The sequence below is a fragment of the Micromonospora sp. C41 genome, assembly GCF_018070485.1.
Classification (GTDB): Bacteria; Actinomycetota; Actinomycetes; order Mycobacteriales; family Micromonosporaceae; genus Micromonospora; species Micromonospora chalcea.
On record NZ_JAGPXP010000006.1, the window covers coordinates 115,950 to 132,892 of the forward strand.

Consider the following 16,943-nt stretch of genomic DNA (forward strand, 5'->3'; position numbering starts at 1 on the left):
CCAGGCTGCCGGTCGCGCAGCCAGCCCGGCCGGTCGCGGGACAACCCAACGGGCCGGGCATTTCGGCGATTACACACTCCGATCTCTCGGTGTTGATGGGCGGACCGCGCGAGCAAGGAAAGAAACCATCGGCAAGCCATCCTCGCTCTCGCCCGGCGACGCGCGTTGACGTTGTCCGGGCACTCATCCGCGACCCCAAGAATTCACTCGACCGGCACGGTGATCCGCGCCGCAGCCTGAACCAGGCTGCTCGCCGCCGACGCAACCCCACCCGCGCCAGCCGGCCCACCCTGCCCGCCGAGATCAATTGAAGTCACATGGAGACTTCTCAAGCGGATGCCAACCCGGGTCAACCGGTGCCGACGCGGGTCACCGCGACCGACCGCCGGTCGCAACCCGGGGTTCGTGTGCTCCGCGGGTGGTCCTGGGCTGGGCGAACGACGGTCCGAGGAACGTAGGTGGTGGGTACTGCGGGTGCAGGCTCAACGTTGCCGTGAGTCGGAAGCCGAGTCACCCTTCCTCGTAGTCGAGCAGTTCGCGGCGCCACTCGGCGAATCGGCTTAAGAGATCGTCCAGCACTGGGCCGGTGACGCCGTACTGGGTGAAGTCGTCGGGATCGAGTTGGGTGGCTTGTCCGAGGGCGTCGGCGAAGATGCGCGGGTCGAACCCACGGTCGGCGCGCTGCGCGAGGGCGAGGAGGGCGTCGCGGGTGTAGCGGCCGGATCGGAGCGTGGCGTCGATGTCGATGAAGTCGCGGGCGAACGCTCGTCCGTAGAGGGCGCTCATCTTGTTCGCGACCGCGTCGTCGGGGTGGAGGACGGGTCCGATCGCCATGAGGATCGGTTCGTTGGCGCGCCAGTCCACGCCGAGTTCGACCTTGGAAACCCGCGCGCCATCGGTGACTGTGAGCCGGGCGAAGGTGTCGTACTGCCGCTCGGTCTCGACGGTGAGGCCGTCGTCTCGGTAGGCGTGTACGACGGCGGCGACTGCGGCGGTGAATTCGTCGCGGCGGTCCCAGGCGGTGAACAGGTCGACGTCCTCGCTGGGCCGCTCCAGGAGCCCAGCGGCCTGGACCGCGTAACCGCCGGCCAGCGCGAAGCCGTATCGGTCGGCCGCCGCGAGCCCGGTACGGGCGAGGCGTTCGTGGAAGGGGTCCACCGCTATGCCGCGTTGCTGCGTGTGGCGGCGAGTTCGGGGAAGGCGTCCTCCCAGCGTTGGCGGAGCTGGGATGGCAGCCAGAGAGTGGGCCAGAGTCGCCGGAGGAGGTCGGCATCGAGCCAGGTGTGCAGGTCCTCGACGGTGCTGGCTTCGGTGAGCACCACCTTGTACATGCTGGCCAGGCGTGCGGGCCGGTTCAGGTCGTACTCGGCATGCCCGGACCAGTCGAGGTGACGCGGAAGCGTCACGGAGCCGTCGGTCGGGCCGTGCAGATCGGCGAGGGTTTCGGCCACCACGTAGGGCTTCCGGTCGCCGTAGGGCTGGTAGTCCGCTGGCGGCTGGGGTGACATCCTGCGCCGGCTGAGGTTCGTCGCCCGCCGGACTTCCGGTCGTAGCGCCTGACGGATCGTCTCCCGGCTGTACCCGGTGACGCGCTGCAGATCCACCGGCCGCCATCCGGCCGCGTGAAACGCCCGCAGCTGCTCGTCCCGCTCGGTCAGCGCGGCGGCCCGCGTCGCCTCATACCGGGAGACAACCGCCTGCAGCTCATCCTCGGAGAACCGGCCCATGGCCTTTAGCCTACCAGGCTAGGCCCAGCACGCTTGGCGTACGTCATTCTTCGGAAGCCGGCGGACCAGTCATGATGATCGCGAGGGGATGTACTCATGTTCTGGTGAAGCCGAGGGCCCGGTATCCGGGCATGCGGCGTGGGAGTGAGGCGGCGAGGATGGGAGTGGCCGGGTCGTGGTAGTCGTGGACCTCGGCGAGGTCCTTGCCGGGCGCGGCGCGGATGACGCGGCCGGCGCATTGGACGAGTAGGCCGTCGTAGGAGATCGGGCCGGCGAGGAAGAGGGTGTCGAGGGCGGGGGCGTCGAAGCCCTCACCGATGAACGGCGTGGTGCCGATGACGAGCAGGCCGGCCTTGGCGCCGTCGAGCCGGTCAACGACTGTCCGCCGTTCGCGGGTGCTCATCGCGCCTTGGAGCACAAGCGCCGGTCGTACGAGCGGAGGTCCATCGACCCGCGCAGCACCATCGCCTCCCGCAGCAGGACCGTGCCGACGGCCCGCGCGGTGGCCGCGGCAACAGCACCGGTGAAGAAGACCCACACGTGGGCACCACGGCCTGACTGGGAGACCTCCAACGCGGCCGGCACCGCGCTGGCTCGCGCCGCCTTCACGTACGCGAGGGCGTCGAGCATCGCCGTCGGCCCGTCGAAGTCGGCCACGACGAAGTGGCAGGTGTTGCCGGGCATCAGCGGGTATAGGCCCATGAACACGTCGCCGACCAGATGCGCCGCGACGACCTCCGTCGTGCGGGGCAGGTAGGTGGCACCGCGCCGGTCCATACCCTTACGCCAGCCACCGGCGACTGCGGGCATCCACCCGGCAGCGCCGGTACGGGCGTTGTCCCACCGCACGGCGTACACGTCGGCCCGGGCCCGGAACCGGTCGGCGAACAACGCCAGCTTGTCCCGGGTCGGCGAAGCCATGGTGACCAGCCCTGGCGGCTCAACCGGCGCGGACAACTGCTCCGGCGCCGCAGTCGTGTCCTGGCCGCGCAGCTCCAGCAGACGTCCCAGTCGGGCGTTCTCTGCCCGTAACCGCTCCACCTCCCGCCGAAGATCGACGAACTCGGCCACCGAACCCATGCCGACCATCCTCGCGCATCGGGCGTCGAACATCCCGGCACCGGTCCGCTATCCTCCGCCGATGGCATCGAAGGACAACGCCGCGCTGGAGGCGATGATCGAGGAAGCCACCGCCGACACGGACGGTCATGAGGACGAGCGCGCCGGCCTGTTCGCCATGATCGAGGAGCATCTGGCGGTGCCGTTCACCACCACCGTCCTCGGCGTCGAGGCCACCGTACGGAAGGTCGAGCTGGCGGCGGACAACATCGTCGCGGTCTGCGCCCGAGGTCGCCACCGGCAGAGGATCGATCTCCTCGACCTGCCGTTGCCCACCCCCGCGCCGGACGGCGCCGCGTGGATCGACGCCTACCGGCACTGGGCCGGACGGTAGGCCACGGTGAGCGAGTACCAGTACTACGAGTTCACCGCCGTCGACCGGCCCCTCACCGGCCGGGAGCGGGCCGAGCTTCGGTCGCTGTCGACCCGGGCCGACATCACCGCCACCAGCTTCGTCAACACCTACGAGTGGGGCGACTTCAAGGGCGACCCGCGCACGCTGATGGAGCGGTACTTCGACGCGCACCTGTACCTGACGAACTGGGGCACCCGCCAGCTCATGCTGCGGCTACCGAAACACGTGCTCGACCCCGCCACCGTCTCCCAGTACTGCCAAGGGGACAGCGCATCCGCGTGGACCACCGGCAAGCACGTCATCATCGACCTGCACGACGAGGACGAGGACGGCACCGACGAGTGGGACCTCGACGGCCACGGCCTCCTCGCCTCCGTCATCCCGGTCCGGGCCCGCCTCGCCGCCGGCGACCTGCGCCTGCTCTACCTGGCCTGGCTGCGCTGCGTACAGTCCGCCGAGATCGCCGACGACGAGCCTGAACCGCCCGTCCCCGCCCGGCTGGGGACCCTCGACGCGTCCCTCACCGCCGTCGCCGAGTTCCTACGCATCGACCCCGACCTGATCGCGGCCGCGGCGGCCGGACCGGCGCCGGCCACCTCCGGCGAACCGACCGCTGCGCAACTACGCACCTGGGTCGTCGGGCTGCCCGCTCGGGACAAGGACGCCATCCTGACCGACCTGATCACCGGCGGCGACAGCCACCCGCGCAACCGACTGCTGCGCCGCTACCGCGACGCACACTGCACTGATACGCCCACCCCGGCAGCCGCCCGTACCGCCGGGGAACTGCTCTCCACCGCCGCGGGGTTGCGCGCCGAACGGGAACGACGGGACGCTGAGCAACGCGAACGCGACCGGATCCGCCGCGAACGGTCCGCCGCAGCAGCCCGGCAACGGCACCTCGACACCCTCGCAGTCGACCAACCTGCCGCCTGGCAGCGAGTCGACGAGCTCATCGCCACGAAGAAACCCCGCGAGTACGACACCGCCGTGCAACTCCTCATCGACCTGCGCGAACTCGGCGAACGCGACGGGGACAGTTCGTCGTTCCAGCGCCGGCTGGCCGAGCTCCGGGCGGCGCATGCCCGCAAGCCCAGTTTGCTCGAACGCCTCAACCTCGCAGGCCTCGACACCTGACGCATGGTTCCCCGCTGACCGTCGCCAAGGTGCGACGAGGATCGTGGAGGGCCGGTGCGGCGTGCCAGCGTGACACCCCAGACAGTCGACGCCGGCCACTTCATCCTGCCCGCCAAGATCAACCAGAGTCACCTGGAGACTCCTCCAGCGGATGCCGACCGGGGTGAACCGGCGCCAACGTGGGTCACCATGGCCGACCGCCGGTCGCAAACCGGGGTTTGTGTGCTCCAGGTGTGCTCCTGGGCTGCGAGAACGGCGGTCCGGGGAGCGTGGGTGAACGGGGGCCACTCCCTGCCACCCCAGGTGAACCCCAGGTCGCTAGACTGTGCCCTCGCGCCCTCGTAGCTCAGGGGATAGAGCATCGGTTTCCTAAGACCGTCATCTATGCATGTCGGTAGGCCGACTGCCTGCGATTCAGCCGTTCATTACCTCTGTTTGTTGGTCGCATTGGATAGCTGCTGCGCTCCGTTGCTGGCGGTTACAGTAGCAAACCGGCCGCCTCTGTTGCTTTTTGTGTCAACTTTCTCGATTCTAAATCCTCGTCACGGCATTTTGCGACTTGACGTAGCGAGGATGCTGTCCGGGGAAGCACGTGCGATCCTCGCCCAACCCGCTCCTTTACGCCGCACGCCGAGTTACGCCTGGGCACCGGAGTCGGAAGTGGGCGCAAACGCGTTGCCAGGCTGATGCGCCAGGCCGGGCTGCAGGGCTTCTGCCGGCGCTGCCGTCAGGGCTGCAAGGTGCGCGAGTTGGACGCGTGAGTGGATGCCGAGCTTCCGGTAGACGCGGGTGAGGTTTGCTTCGACTGTTTTGACACTGATGGTGAGGGCGGTGGCGATGTCGCGGTTGGTCGCTCCGCTGGCGGCGAGCTCGACGCAGCGCTGTTCGGCGGAGGTGAGGCAGGGGAGCGTACTGCTGTGCGCGGGGACGGGCTCCAGTTGGTGGAGGGTGCGGGTGGCGGCTTCGATCCAGGGGTGTGCCTGGTGCGTGCTGAAGAGGTCGGCGGCGCTCTGCGCCGCGGTGCGGGCGCTGGCGCGTCGGCGTCCGCGTCGTTCGGTGTGGCTGAGGGCCAGGAGGGTTCGACCGTGTTCGATGGGCAGGTGGCGGAGGTGGTCGGCTGCTGCGGTGAGGAGGTCGGCGGCCGCATCGTAGTTGCCCAGGGTGGCTTCCAGGAGTGCCTGGGAGCGGTCGAGCACGGGGAGGACGCAGCTTCTATCTAGATCAGTCGCGGTGCGACGGGTATCGGTCAGCAGTTTGCGGGCTTGGTCGAGGTAGCCGAGGGAGATGAGGGCTTGGGCGAGGTCGGCGTGCCAGCGCAGGACGGACGGGTCGCGGACCTGCTGGCGCTTCTCAAGCGTACGGACCTCTTCCAGCGCCTCCAGGGCTTCTTTCGGACGCCCGGTGACCAGGAGAAGATGTCCGAGGACGAAGAGGTTTCGGGAGAGGAAGACTTTGTTGTCCTCCCGGCGGGAGGTGTCCGCCCCGCGGCGTGCGTGAGCGAGGGCGGAGTCGGTGCACGAGGCGGTGCCCTCGACCAGGGCGGAGGTGTAGCACGTTGGGGCGGGGTCCAAGGCGGCTCTGTCGGTAAGCGACAGGGCGCGGCCGGCGTAGTCGAGGGCCAGTCCGCACCGTCCGGCGCGGATCTCGACTTCGGCGAGGCTGCGCAGGACATCCACGGTGGCTTCGGCGTCTCCGGTCCGCTCGGCTTCGACGAGCAGAGGCAGCAGTGCGCTGCGGGCTTCGTCCAGACGGTCGTCGAAGATGGCGTGCCGGGCGGAGAGCTGTTCGGGCCTGGCGTTGACGGGGATGTGAGTGCTGCGTGGCAGGGACAGGGCGTGGCCGAGCGTGGTCTCGGCTTGGGGGCGGCCGAGGATGCGTTGGATGCGGGCCTGCATCGTGAGGGCCATGGCGGTGGTGGCGGTGTCGCCAGCGCTCCGGGCGAGGCTGGCGGCCCGGGCAGCCTGGGCGCACGCCCGGTCGGGATCGCCGTTGACGTTGGCCCAGATCGCCTGGCGGACGAGGATCTGCGCGGTCAGGTCCGGATGTCCGGCCGCTTCGTGAAGTGCGTCGGCGAACAGCTTGTCGCCGTTGTGCAGGTGCTGTCCGCCTGAGTCGATCAGGGAGATGAGGGCGTTGACGCGGTTGGCGGGGCTGCTGTCGTGGTGCAGGACGAGGCGGACGGCAGCCTGGCCGCGGGGCAGGTCGCCGTTGTGGGCGGCGTCGCGTACGGCGGTCAGCGCCCGTTCGGTGAGCAGGTCGGCGTCGGTCTCCGGGGTACGTTCGGCGGCGAGCAGGGAGAGCTCGGCCGCTAGTGCGGGTTCTCCGCGCAGCCGGGCGCGGGCGGCGGCGCGGTCGGCGCAGTCGGCCGACTGCGGGTCGTTGGTGTCGGCCGCCAGCGTGGTGTGACGGTCGCGGCGGATGCTGTCGCGGCTGGCTTCGGCCAGGCGGGCGTGCAGGAGCCTGCGTGTGGCGACCGGCGGTCGGGCCGCGAGTTCGGCACCGATCGCGGAGGCGGCGAACCGGATCTTCCCGTCGACCTGCCCGATGTTGATCAGTCCGGCTGCCTCGGCCTCTGCGAGAAGGTTGTCGGCGGGCGGGCCGGCGAGGCGGCTCAGCAGTTCGCGGTCGGGCCGGTCGTCGAGTGCGGCGACCGTCAACAGTTCCTGAACTTCGGCCGACACAGTGCCCAGCCATTCGTTCACCAGTCGGCGGGCGGCCGGCGGCAGGACCAGGTCGTCTACGAGACCCTGAGCGGCCGGCAGGTCGGTGGCGCGGCTGCGGGCCCCGGCGAATGCGAGGGCTAGGGCCGGGTTCCCTCCGCTGCGGATGTGGGTCTGCGTGACCTCGTAGGGGGTTAGCCGGTACGGCGACAGCAGGGTTGCGACCTGATCGGGTGTCAGCGCCGGGATGCGTACCGCACAGGGGTCCTCGCCGCACCAGTGGCCTTCGCTCCCCGGGCGCCAGATTCGCTCTGCGGCTATGACGGGAAGGTCGGGAGCCAGGCGCAGTGCCCAACGCAAGACGGCCGCGCTGGCCGTATCCAGCCACTGGGCGTTGTCCACCACCAGTGTCAGAGGCGGGGTGTCCAGCAGCAGGGTGGCGGTCAACCGGCGCAGCCGTAGAGCGGTCCCGGCGGGATCGGCAGAGCCCGGCACTCCGACGGCCTTGTCGATTCCGGTCGCGAGTTCCCGCGCGGCCGGCAGCGGTTGGAGGGCCAGTGCGAGTTCGAGCAGTCCGGTGTAGGGGACCTGGGCGTCCTGTGGGCTCGGAGCCAGCCTTAGGACAGGCATGCCCAGCTGCTGCCCGAGTACACCGGCCGCAGCGGTCTTGCCGATCCCGGGCGGACCGAACAGCACCACCCGACGGGCGCCGCGCACGACGCCCGGTACCACCGGCAGCATGGTGCCGGTGGCCCCCTGATGCGCATTCACTGCCGTCGCAGAATCTGGCACCGGATCATAGTGCGCCCGACGGTCCTTCGCGCACCAGAGCAAGGGGTTGCCCTGATTTCGGCCAGCCTCCGCCGTTCCTAGTGTCATCGCCAAAGCCGAGCTGTCACCGGTTGCCGGAGATCCCATCAACACGGGCCCTGCTGCCACACCCCTCAACCCATCTCGGCGGGAGGATTGCGATGTATCGAAGAACTGCCATGGCGGCCGCTGTCGCGGTTGCGCTTACCCTGGGCACCGTGACCGGGGTGGCCACCCAGTCGACCGCAGCCACCCCGCCCCCTACACCCACGGTTGCGCAGAGCCCGCTGTCGCTGGCGATCTCCGCGGCCGACCGGGCCGCCGACGGCGGTCACGACGCGCTGGCGAAAGGCCCCTTCGAGCAGTACGACCGGCGCATGGTGATCCCGTGGGTCGACGGGCTGTTCTCCATCGCCTACACACGCACCTACCGGGGCCTGCCGGTGGTCGGCGGCGACGCCGCCGTGCTCGCCGACGGCAAGGGCGCGATCCGGGCGATCTCGGCCGCCACCAAGACGAAGATCAACGTGTCGGTGGTGCCGACGGTCGCCGTCGACCGTGCCGAGCAGACCGCCAAGAGCCTGCTCGCGAAGGTCGACCGGGTCGAGTCGCGCACCCTGGTGGTGCACGTCAAGGACAGCACCGCCCGCCTCGCGTGGGAGGTCGTCGTCGCCGGGCGCACCGCCTCGGCGCCCAGCCACCTGCATGTCTTCGTGGACGCGCGCACCGGCCAGGTGCTGGCCAAGCAGGAGGACGCCGCGGCCGGTTCCGGCACCGGCAAGTGGAACGGGCCCAGCCCGTTGTCGATCACCACGTCGCAGTCGGGCAGCACGTACTACCTGCGCGACACCACGCGCACCGGCCTGAACTGCCAGGACTACAGCACCAGTACCGTCTTCTCCGGCGCGGACGACAGCTGGGGCAACGGGGTGGGCACCAGCAAGGAGACCGGCTGCGTCGACGCACTGTACTCGGCGCAGAAGGAATGGGACATGCTGTCGGCCTGGCTGGGCCGCAACGGGCACAACGGCAACGGTGGCAGCTGGCCGATCAAGGTCGGCCTGAACGAGCAGAACGCCTACTGGGACGGCTCCACGATCACGATCGGCAAGAACTCGGCAGGCAACTGGATCTCGTCGATGGACGTGGTCGGCCACGAGTTCGGCCACGGCCTCGACCAGAACACCCCCGGCGGCACCAGCTCCGAAGCCGGCCTCGGCGAAGCCACCGGCGACATCTTCGGCGCCCTGACCGAGGCATACGCCAACCAGTCCGCCACCTACGACGACCCGGACTACCTGGTCGGTGAGGAGATCGACCTCGTCGGCAGCGGCCCGATCCGCAACATGTACAACCCTTCGCTGGTCGGTGGCCACCCGAACTGCTACTCCTCGTCGATCCCGAACACCGAGGTACACGCGGCCGCCGGCCCGCTCAACCACTGGTTCTACCTGCTCGCCGAGGGCAGCGCGCCGGGCGGCGGCAAGCCGAACAGCCCCATCTGCTCGGGCGGCCCGTCGTCGGTCACCGGCGTCGGCATCCAGTCCGCCGGAAAGATCTTCTACGGCGGCATGCTGCTCAAGACCTCCGGCATGACCCACAAGAAGTACCGCACCGCGACCCTGACCGCCGCGAAGAACCTGGACTCCTCGTGCGTCCTGTTCAACCGGACCAAGGACGCGTGGAACGCGGTCGCGGTCCCGGCCCAGACCGGCGACCCGACCTGCACCGCGACCAGCACCGACTTCTCGATGTCGATCAGCCCCACCTCGGGCGGCGTCAACGCGGGCTCCTCGGTGACCGCGACGGTCAACACCGCCACCGTCTCCGGCAGCGCGCAGACCGTGTCGCTGACCTCCTCGGGTGCCCCGTCGGGGGTCACCGTGTCGTTCAGCCCGTCGTCGGTCACCTCGGGCGGCAGCTCCACGATGACGGTGGCGACCACGTCCGGCGCGGCCGCGGGCACGTACACCATCACCGTGACCGGCACCGGGTCGGTCACCCACACGGCCCAGTACACGCTGACGGTCAACGGCGGCACCCCCGGTGGCACCGCGCCGGACATCGACGTCGCCAACGTGCAGGCGCACCTGACACAGCTCAGCACCATCGCCACCAACAACGGCGGCACCCGCCGCTCGACCGGCCAGGGCTACCTGCAGTCGGTGGCGTACGTCAAGGGCAAGCTGCAGGCCGCCGGCTTCACCGTCACCGAGCAGCCCTGCACCTCCGGCTGCACCAGCGGTGCAGGCCCGAACCTGATCGCCGAGTGGCCGGGCGGTAACGCGAGCAACGTCTACATGTTCGGCGCCCACCTGGACGGCGTCTCGGCCGGTCCGGGCATGAACGACAACGGCTCCGGCTCGGCGGCGCTGCTCGAGGTCGCCCTCGCGCTGGCCGCGCAGAACCCGACCATGCTGAACAAGGTCCGCTTCGGCTGGTGGACCGACGAGGAACAGGGCCTCAACGGCTCCAAGTTCTACGTCAACTCGCTGACCAGTACCCAGCGAACGGCGATCAAGGCCTACTACAACTTCGACATGATCGCGTCGAAGAACGGCGGCTACTTCATCAACAACATCACCTCGACCGCGTCGCAGCCGATGAAGGCGTACTGGGACTCCCTCAGCCTGCAGCCGGAGGAGAACGTCGAGGGCCAGGGCCGTTCCGACGACTACTCGTTCCAGAACGCGGGCATCCCGACCTCCGGTTACGCGATGGGCGCCAGCGCCACCAAGACGTCGGCCCAGGCGTCGAAGTGGGGCGGCACGGCCGGTCAGTCCTACGACTCCTGCTACCACTCCTCGTGCGACACCCTCAGCAACATCGACGCCACCGCGCTGAACCGGGCTGCCGACGGCATCGCCTACACGCTGTGGAACCGGGCGGTCGGCACCTCGACGCCGACCAACGACTTCTCGATCTCGGCCAGCCCCGCGTCGGGCACCGTGAACGCGGGGTCCAGCACCACGACCACCGTCGGCACCGCCACCACCTCGGGCAGCGCCCAGACGGTTACCCTGACCGCCAGCGGCGCCCCCACGGGCGTAACGGTCTCGTTCAGCCCGTCGTCGGTCACCTCCGGCAGCTCGTCGACCGCCACCATCGCGGTCGGCTCGTCGGTGGCCGGCGGCACCTACACCATCACCATCACCGGCGCGGGTTCGGTGTCGCACAGCACCACGTACACGCTGACCGTGACCGGCGGGCCGGGCGGCTGCACCGCCGCCCAGCTGATCCTCAACGGCGGTTTCGAAAGCGGCACCTCGCCGTGGACCGGCTCCACCGGCGTGATCGGCACCTCTATCGGGCAGGTGCCGCGCAGCGGCACCCGGTACGCGTGGCTCGGCGGAAACGGCTACACCGCGACCGAGGCCATCAGCCAGACCGTCACCATCCCGTCGGGCTGCACCAGTGCGGTACTGACCTACTGGCTGCACATCGACACGAGCGAGTACTGGGCGCTCGCCTACGACGTGTTCACGATCAAGGCCAACGGCACCACCGTGGCGTCGCTGTCCAACATGAACGCTGCCACGGGCTACACGCAGCGCACCGTCAACCTCGGCGCGTACGCCGGCCAGACGGTCACGCTGACCTTCACCGGCACCGAGGACGCCTACCTGCAGACCAGCTTCGTGCTGGACGACGTGACCCTGCAGATCGGCTGAGTTCAACGGCAGGGTGGGGCGCTCGCCCCACCCTGCCGCAGGTCCTGCGCCCCTGTTCCGCTGCCGGACCGGACCTTAGCCTGAATCCGTGGATTGGATTCTGGGTGCGTTGTCGGGTTGATCTAGCCGATTGGGGGTGTGATGGATCCGCTGGCCCTGGTCTCCGTAGAACGCCAAGTAACCCGGCTCCGCCTTGACCTGGCGAGAGGCGAAGTCCATCGCCTCCGGGCGCAGATCTGCCCAACCTCGCGGGAAGCGGCCGTACCGGTCGTAGAACCTCCGCAACAGCGCGAACCCGGCCGTATCTCGCCATGCTTGGACGCAACCAGGTCCAGCTCAGCAGGGACAAGGGTCCAGTGCTCGACCAGCTCGCCGATGCTCAGAGGAGATCGACTCACAGCGGTCAACCACCGTGGCAGCGATCAGGGACCGCGCAGACCCCCAAAAAGATCAACTATTTGGCCCCTGGTCGCAAGATCGGCGTGGTTGGTCGTGAAGGGCCCGTCGGCGTGTGACCAGGTCCAGCGAAGCCGTCGGTGGGTCAGCCACGCACTAGCCTGGCCGGCGAGGTCGCGGTGCCGGCGCTGGGTCCTGTTGGTGTCGCCGCCGTCGGTGGTGAAGGCGAGCAGGGCGTAGCCGCCGGGGATGCCGGCGTGGGGCTCGCCGGGGTGCCGGCTGCCGTCGACGGGGAGGTGCACGCTGGCCAGGGCCGGTGCGCCCTGTCCGGGCAGGGTTTGCAGCATGTGGACGCGGCCGTGGTCGACCAGGTGCCATCGGCCGTCCAGGGGCAGCCTGAGCACGGTGCGGGCGTGGGCGAACAGTTCGTAGGCGTCGACGGGGTCCTGCACGACGAGGGTGGTGGTCGCGGTCATCGTGGTCACCGGGCCCAGATCGCCAGGGCTGCGGTGGTGGCGGCGCCGGCGTACCCGGCGAGCAGCAGCGGCACGGCGCGGGAGATGGCGGTGTACTTGGCCCGTACGGCGCGGGAGAGCCACCACAACTCGCGGGCGCGTGCGAGGGGGGCGGTCTGGGCTCCCGGGTCGGTGTCGCCACCGACAACGCGGACCAGGACGTCCTGGGCGGTGTCGGTGTCGGCGTAGGCGACGAACCCGAAGTCCCCACCCCGAAATCCCGGTACGCGAAACCCGCGTCCGGCACCGGTGGGGCTACTGAACCGCCGAAAGCCCTTGCGGCAGGGCTGGCGCCGCGCGCCCTTTATGGGCATCACCGAACGCTCTTCCGCGCTCGTCGAAGAGGGCCGATGCCCACCGAACTCGCACATCGTGTCCGGGGTGTCTGTCGGTGACGGCGGCAGGCTGAGGTTGCCGTGCCCGTTGGGCCGGGAGTGGGGATGGCTGAAGTGTGTTCCGCCGTGATCGTGGCTGACGTTCGAGGTGCCAACCCCGCTCCCCCCGCCGGTTTTTTCGACACAGGCGCCCTCTCTGCCAGGCCAGCACGCCATTCGCACCAGCTCCACGCCCAGGTCGCGTGCGATCCGCTAACGTCGAATCGCCGTGCGTCGGGGCGCCGCAACAGTCGGCTCGACGCAGGTCGATGCGAACGGAAAGGCGAGCCCATGATTGATCGCCAGGATCTTCAACAGGCCAGGGACGATCTCGGCCGTAAGCTCGCCGCCCTGCGTAGGTCGAGGGGACTCATTCAGGAAGCCCTCGCACGCCAGGTGCACACGACGCGCAGCACCCTGGGAATGGTCGAGCGGGGCCGGCAGGTCGTGGACCGGATCTTCTGGCTGCAGTGCGACACCCTGCTGGACGCCCAGGGCGAGCTACTCGCCGCCTACGACGCCTACCGACACCTCCAGTCCCGGTTCCAGGCACAGCAGGCCGAGGCGGCACAGCGGGCGCGGTGGGGAGCGGTACCCGAGGCGGTGATGGCAGCCGGCGAGGCCACAGGCGAAAGGTACGGCGAAGTCGGCGACAATCGACGCCCGCCGGACCGGTTCCACGGCGAGCGCCCGGAGGCGGGCCGCACCACACGAACCGGGCAGGTCTCAGTCGTCAACGCGGTAGCAGGCCGTGGCGAGGAAGCCGACCACGATGCCAGGTCGCGACTGCTGGCCGAGCTGCGCCGGCACCTGCTCGCACCTGCCGCACCGAAACAGCCGGTCGAGCCTCTCACGCTTTCGGAGGTCCGTCAGCGGGTGGCCCATCTCCATAGCCTTTACCAGCGTGGCAACTATGCCGAGGCGGTCCGGGCGTTGCCCGACACGTTCGAGCAGGCGAACCTGTTGACCCGGACCTGCACCGGCACGCAGCGCGCCCTGGCCGTCGGGTCGCTGGCGGCGGCGAATCTCGCCGCCGCCAAACTCACCGTGAAACTCGGCGATCCCAGCCTTGCCTGGGTGGCGGCGGACCGTGCCGCTCGTGTCGCCGCCGAGCAGGCCGAGGATGTTGCGCTCGTCGCTGCGGCGGCGTTCTCGGTGGGTACTGCGCTGCTGGCGATGCCGGACCGCGTCGGCGATGCCGAGGAGGTGGTGCTGGCCGCTCTCGATGGTGTGACGGACACGAGGGACTCCGCGTCGACGGGTCCGCGTGTCCTGTCGGCCCACGGGGCGTTGACTCTGCTCGCGGCGCTGATCGCCGCCCGGCAGGCCCAGCCCGCCGCTGTCGAGCGGCACCTCGACGACGCGAACGCCCTGGCCCGGCGGCTCGGCGCCGATCGTAACGACCTGTGGACCGGGTTCGGTCCGACGAACGTGATGATCCACCGCATCAGCATCGCCGCCCGAACGGACCAGCCTCAGCTGGCGATCCACCTTGGAGAACAGCTCGACACCTCGTCGCTGCCGGCGGCCCTGGTGAGCCGCCGCGCCCGGGTCCACCTCGACCTCGCCGCCGCCTACGCCTGCTCGCCCGGCAACGATCCCGCAGCCGTGCTGCACCTGCTCGAAGCCGAACGCATCGCGCCGCAGACGGTGCACGTGCACGGCCGGACGCGCCATCTGATCGGCGACCTGCTCACCCGTGAGCGGCGCGCCGTCACCCCCGGCCTGCGGGCACTCGCCGAACGCGCCGGAATCGCCGCGTGACGTCCGGATCCGCGAATGCCCGTCTGCTCTACCTGGTGGTCTGTGCCGCGCCACCGGCCCGCCGCATCGTCGAGCTGGTCGAGGCGGTGCGGCGCGACGGCTGGGATGTGTACGTCATCGCGACCGAAACCGCGCACACCTGGCTTCCCAACGATCGGCTGGCCGCCGTTACGGGCAGGCCCGTCAGCTACCGGCAGCGGCATCCTGACGAACCGAGCGTCCTGCCACGCGCCGATGCCGTCGCGGTCGTTCCGGCGACGTTCAACACCATCAACAAGTGGGCCACCGGCATCAACGACAGTCTGGCCCTCGGCATCCTCAACGAAGCTCTCGGCGCAGGCATGCCGATCATCGTCTCCCCGTACGTCAAACCCACCCTCGCCCGCCACCCCGCGTTCGACGCCCACCTGCGGCTCCTCGCCGACCACGGCGTACGCCTCACCGCCACCGAGGCGCTGCGACCAGCTCACGACGATCAGCCCTTCCGCTGGAACGTGATCCTCGACGAACTCCACAGGCTGTCCGCCCGCCTGTCGTAGTCGGCCCCCGAGAGGCGCTGGGGCCGGTCTGACCGTGTCGAAATCCCGTGTCGAGGGTGTTCGACACGGTCAGACCGGCGTTGAGTGGTGGACATGACCGCTCGGCGCCCGCCGCTCAGGGGTCCCCGGCACCGCCCAACCCGAGGGGAGTTGATCCGTGTGACCCTGTACCGCAGTTTCTCGCCGCTGCCGAGGAATCCGGGACCGCTGGTGGCCGGGACGGCTCGGACCTCACGTTGACTGCGGCTTGATCGAACCCGGGCCGCCTTGCGTCGCCTTGCCGGTTGGGCACCCGGTGAGTTCGGCCTGCGTCCTGCCCAGCAGGGGAACAGTCCTCGGGCGTCTGAGGCCGTGTTCGTCCTTGGCGGATAACGGAAAGTGCGGGCCGTCCGCAACGGCGGCGGTCCTGACGAACAGGAGAGTGACGCGCACATGAGCGTCGACACGATGAGCAGCGACGACCTCCGTGACGCGATGGTCGACCAGCTGGTCGCTGACCATGCGGCCAAGGGGCTGACGATGCGGCCCGAGGTCGAGGCGGCACTGCGGGTGGTTCCCCGCGAGCTGTACACGCCGGGTGTCCCGATGGAGGAGGCGTACCGCAGCGACACCGCGGTCGTCACCAAGCGGCTCGGTGATGAGACCGTCAGTTCGGTGTCCGCGCCGTGGCTGATCGCGGAGATGCTCGGGCAGGCGGCTGACGCCCTCACCGGTGGCCTGCACGGCCGGCACGTGCTGGAGATCGGATCGGGCGGCTACAACGCGTCGCTGCTGCGCGAGCTGGTCGGGCCGTCGGGTTCGGTCACGACCGTGGACATCGACCCGGAGGTGACCGAGCGGGCGGTGGCGTGTCTGGCGGTGGCAGGTTACGGCGATGTCAGCGTGGTGTGCGCGGACGCGGAGCAGCCGATCGACCTGGGGCGCTGCTACGACCTGATCATCGTGACGGCCGGGGCGTGGGACATCCCCGCGGCGTGGATCGCGCAGCTCGCCGAGGACGGCGTGCTGGTGGTGCCGCTACGGACGTTCGGGATGACCCGGTCGTGGGCGCTGCGCCGGGTCGGTGACCGGCTGGTCAGCCACAGCCAGCGCCTCTGCGGGTTCGTGGCGATGCGGGGCACCGGAGCCCACGAGATGCGGTATGTCGACATCGCCGCCGGTGTCCACCTGCGGCTGGATGAGGGCCAGCAGGTCGACCCGGAATCGGTCGGTGGGCTGCTGTCGCAGCCGCAGGAGCAGGCATGGGCAGGGGTGGGCCTGCCGCCTCGTAGCGTCCTGGCCGACCTGGACCTGTGGCTGGCGGCCCGCCTCGCCGATGAGGTCGACCAGTTCGTGGTGCTCTCGGCGCAGCAGGAGGCCGTCGACGCCGGCATCGTCGCCCCTGCCTGGCGGTTCGGTACGCCCGCCGCCCTGCACGAGGGGACGTTCTCCTACCGGTCGACGCTGCGCTGGACCGACGACACGTTCGACCTCGGCGCCTGCGCTCACGGGCCCGACGCCGCCGCGGCGGCGGGACGGATGGCCGGGCACATGCGCGCGTGGGTGGACGCTGGCGAGCCCTCTCCGGTGCTGCACGTCCTACCCGCAGGTACTCCCGACGGCGCCCTGCCGGCCGGGACGGTGCTGGACAAGCGACACAGTCGCCTCGTCCTCACCTTCACCTCCGCATAGGAAGGAACACGCGAGTGGAGACCATGGAACTCGAGGAGTTCGACCTGGACATCACCCTGGTGGACGCCGGCCCCGCTGCCAGCGGGTACGCCACCAGCACCGACGACGGCTGCGGCTCGGGCAACACGGGCTCGAACGCCTGTTCCGGCGGCAGCAAGTAACCGTCCCTGACGATCCACCCCGGGCCCGGCGTCTCCAGCGCCGG

At 69.8% G+C, this 16,943-nt stretch carries 14 protein-coding genes and 1 pseudogene; 8 read left to right on the forward strand and 7 right to left on the reverse strand.

The genetic code is table 11. From position 1 onward, the window contains the following. Window positions 1-510: 510 nt before the first annotated feature. The 4 genes from KBX43_RS09195 to KBX43_RS09205 all read right to left on the reverse strand — a co-directional run bounded on the left by KBX43_RS09195 (window position 511) and on the right by KBX43_RS09205 (window position 2,807). Window positions 511-1,158, reverse strand: a complete 648-nt coding sequence (locus KBX43_RS09195) for a nucleotidyl transferase AbiEii/AbiGii toxin family protein (protein WP_210884082.1) — start codon at window positions 1,156-1,158, stop codon at window positions 511-513. Between the two features lie 2 nt (window positions 1,159-1,160). Next, complete coding sequence (locus KBX43_RS09200) at window positions 1,161-1,727, reverse strand: hypothetical protein (protein WP_064448560.1); 567 nt, start codon at window positions 1,725-1,727, stop codon at window positions 1,161-1,163. A gap of 94 nt (window positions 1,728-1,821) precedes the next feature. Then, window positions 1,822-2,130 (reverse strand): helicase (end), encoded by a 309-nt coding sequence (locus KBX43_RS31440; protein WP_082931159.1) that lies wholly within the window; start codon window positions 2,128-2,130, stop codon window positions 1,822-1,824. After that, window positions 2,127-2,807, reverse strand: a complete 681-nt coding sequence (locus KBX43_RS09205; RefSeq protein WP_231915650.1) for a hypothetical protein — start codon at window positions 2,805-2,807, stop codon at window positions 2,127-2,129. Before KBX43_RS09205 ends, KBX43_RS31440 begins: the two co-directional genes overlap by 4 nt. Window positions 2,808-2,868: 61 nt before the next feature. Between KBX43_RS09205 and KBX43_RS09210 the strand changes: the two genes are divergently transcribed. The 3 genes from KBX43_RS09210 to KBX43_RS32215 all read left to right on the forward strand — a co-directional run bounded on the left by KBX43_RS09210 (window position 2,869) and on the right by KBX43_RS32215 (window position 5,099). Beyond that, window positions 2,869-3,180 (forward strand): hypothetical protein, encoded by a 312-nt coding sequence (locus KBX43_RS09210; protein ID WP_247677252.1) that lies wholly within the window; start codon window positions 2,869-2,871, stop codon window positions 3,178-3,180. Between the two features lie 6 nt (window positions 3,181-3,186). Beyond that, entirely contained in the window at window positions 3,187-4,338 is a 1,152-nt protein-coding gene (locus KBX43_RS09215) for a hypothetical protein (protein ID WP_210884087.1), read from the forward strand. Between the two features lie 641 nt (window positions 4,339-4,979). Further along, window positions 4,980-5,099: an IS3 family transposase gene (locus KBX43_RS32215; RefSeq protein ID WP_223201434.1), complete on the forward strand. Its 120-nt coding sequence runs from the start codon at window positions 4,980-4,982 to the stop codon at window positions 5,097-5,099. Here KBX43_RS32215 and KBX43_RS09220 read toward each other — a convergent pair. Next, window positions 5,085-7,916 (reverse strand): annotated as a pseudogene (locus tag KBX43_RS09220) (LuxR C-terminal-related transcriptional regulator); the annotation flags it as partial. The gene KBX43_RS32215 and the pseudogene KBX43_RS09220 overlap by 15 nt on opposite strands. A 110-nt stretch (window positions 7,917-8,026) precedes the next feature. Between KBX43_RS09220 and KBX43_RS32040 the strand changes: the two are divergent. Then, window positions 8,027-11,479, forward strand: coding sequence for a M28 family peptidase (locus KBX43_RS32040; protein WP_370446775.1), 3,453 nt, complete (start codon window positions 8,027-8,029; stop codon window positions 11,477-11,479). Between the two features lie 422 nt (window positions 11,480-11,901). On the opposite strand, the gene KBX43_RS09230 is transcribed toward KBX43_RS32040, so the two are convergent. Both KBX43_RS09230 and KBX43_RS09235 read right to left on the reverse strand, forming a co-directional pair. Beyond that, the gene (locus tag KBX43_RS09230; protein WP_124778772.1) at window positions 11,902-12,351 is read right to left on the reverse strand and encodes a hypothetical protein; all 450 of its coding nucleotides are present in this window, start codon (window positions 12,349-12,351) and stop codon (window positions 11,902-11,904) included. A 5-nt stretch (window positions 12,352-12,356) separates the two neighbouring features. Next, window positions 12,357-12,704, reverse strand: a complete 348-nt coding sequence (locus KBX43_RS09235) for a hypothetical protein (RefSeq protein ID WP_091113588.1) — start codon at window positions 12,702-12,704, stop codon at window positions 12,357-12,359. Between the two features lie 351 nt (window positions 12,705-13,055). Between KBX43_RS09235 and KBX43_RS09240 the strand changes: the two genes are divergently transcribed. From KBX43_RS09240 to KBX43_RS09255, 4 genes are all read left to right on the forward strand, one after another. Then, the gene (locus KBX43_RS09240; protein WP_051611166.1) at window positions 13,056-14,528 is read left to right on the forward strand and encodes a helix-turn-helix transcriptional regulator; all 1,473 of its coding nucleotides are present in this window, start codon (window positions 13,056-13,058) and stop codon (window positions 14,526-14,528) included. Further along, window positions 14,525-15,067, forward strand: coding sequence for a flavoprotein (locus tag KBX43_RS09245; RefSeq protein ID WP_046569670.1), 543 nt, complete (start codon window positions 14,525-14,527; stop codon window positions 15,065-15,067). The genes KBX43_RS09240 and KBX43_RS09245 overlap by 4 nt, the downstream gene beginning before the upstream one ends. A 432-nt stretch (window positions 15,068-15,499) precedes the next feature. Continuing rightward, on the forward strand, window positions 15,500-16,738 hold the full coding sequence (fxlM, locus tag KBX43_RS09250) for a methyltransferase, FxLD system (protein ID WP_043330488.1): 1,239 nt from the start codon (window positions 15,500-15,502) through the stop codon (window positions 16,736-16,738). Window positions 16,739-16,761: 23 nt separating this feature from the next. Next, entirely contained in the window at window positions 16,762-16,899 is a 138-nt protein-coding gene (locus KBX43_RS09255) for an FxLD family lanthipeptide (RefSeq protein ID WP_082159628.1), read from the forward strand. Window positions 16,900-16,943 lie beyond the last annotated feature (44 nt).

Excerpts from the sequence above, each read along its gene's own strand:
- KBX43_RS09210 (WP_247677252.1), top strand. The coding sequence starts at position 2,869 with ATGGCATCGAAGGACAACGCCGCGCTGGAGGCGATGATCGAGGAAGCC.
- KBX43_RS09205 (WP_231915650.1), bottom strand. The coding sequence starts at position 2,807 with ATGGGTTCGGTGGCCGAGTTCGTCGATCTTCGGCGGGAGGTGGAGCGG.
- KBX43_RS09200 (WP_064448560.1), bottom strand. The coding sequence starts at position 1,727 with ATGGGCCGGTTCTCCGAGGATGAGCTGCAGGCGGTTGTCTCCCGGTAT.
- KBX43_RS09255 (WP_082159628.1), top strand. The coding sequence starts at position 16,762 with ATGGAACTCGAGGAGTTCGACCTGGACATCACCCTGGTGGACGCCGGC.
- fxlM (WP_043330488.1), top strand. The coding sequence starts at position 15,500 with ATGAGCGTCGACACGATGAGCAGCGACGACCTCCGTGACGCGATGGTC.
- KBX43_RS09235 (WP_091113588.1), bottom strand. The coding sequence starts at position 12,704 with ATGCCCATAAAGGGCGCGCGGCGCCAGCCCTGCCGCAAGGGCTTTCGG.
- KBX43_RS09240 (WP_051611166.1), top strand. The coding sequence starts at position 13,056 with ATGATTGATCGCCAGGATCTTCAACAGGCCAGGGACGATCTCGGCCGT.
- KBX43_RS09230 (WP_124778772.1), bottom strand. The coding sequence starts at position 12,351 with ATGACCGCGACCACCACCCTCGTCGTGCAGGACCCCGTCGACGCCTAC.
- KBX43_RS31440 (WP_082931159.1), bottom strand. The coding sequence starts at position 2,130 with ATGAGCACCCGCGAACGGCGGACAGTCGTTGACCGGCTCGACGGCGCC.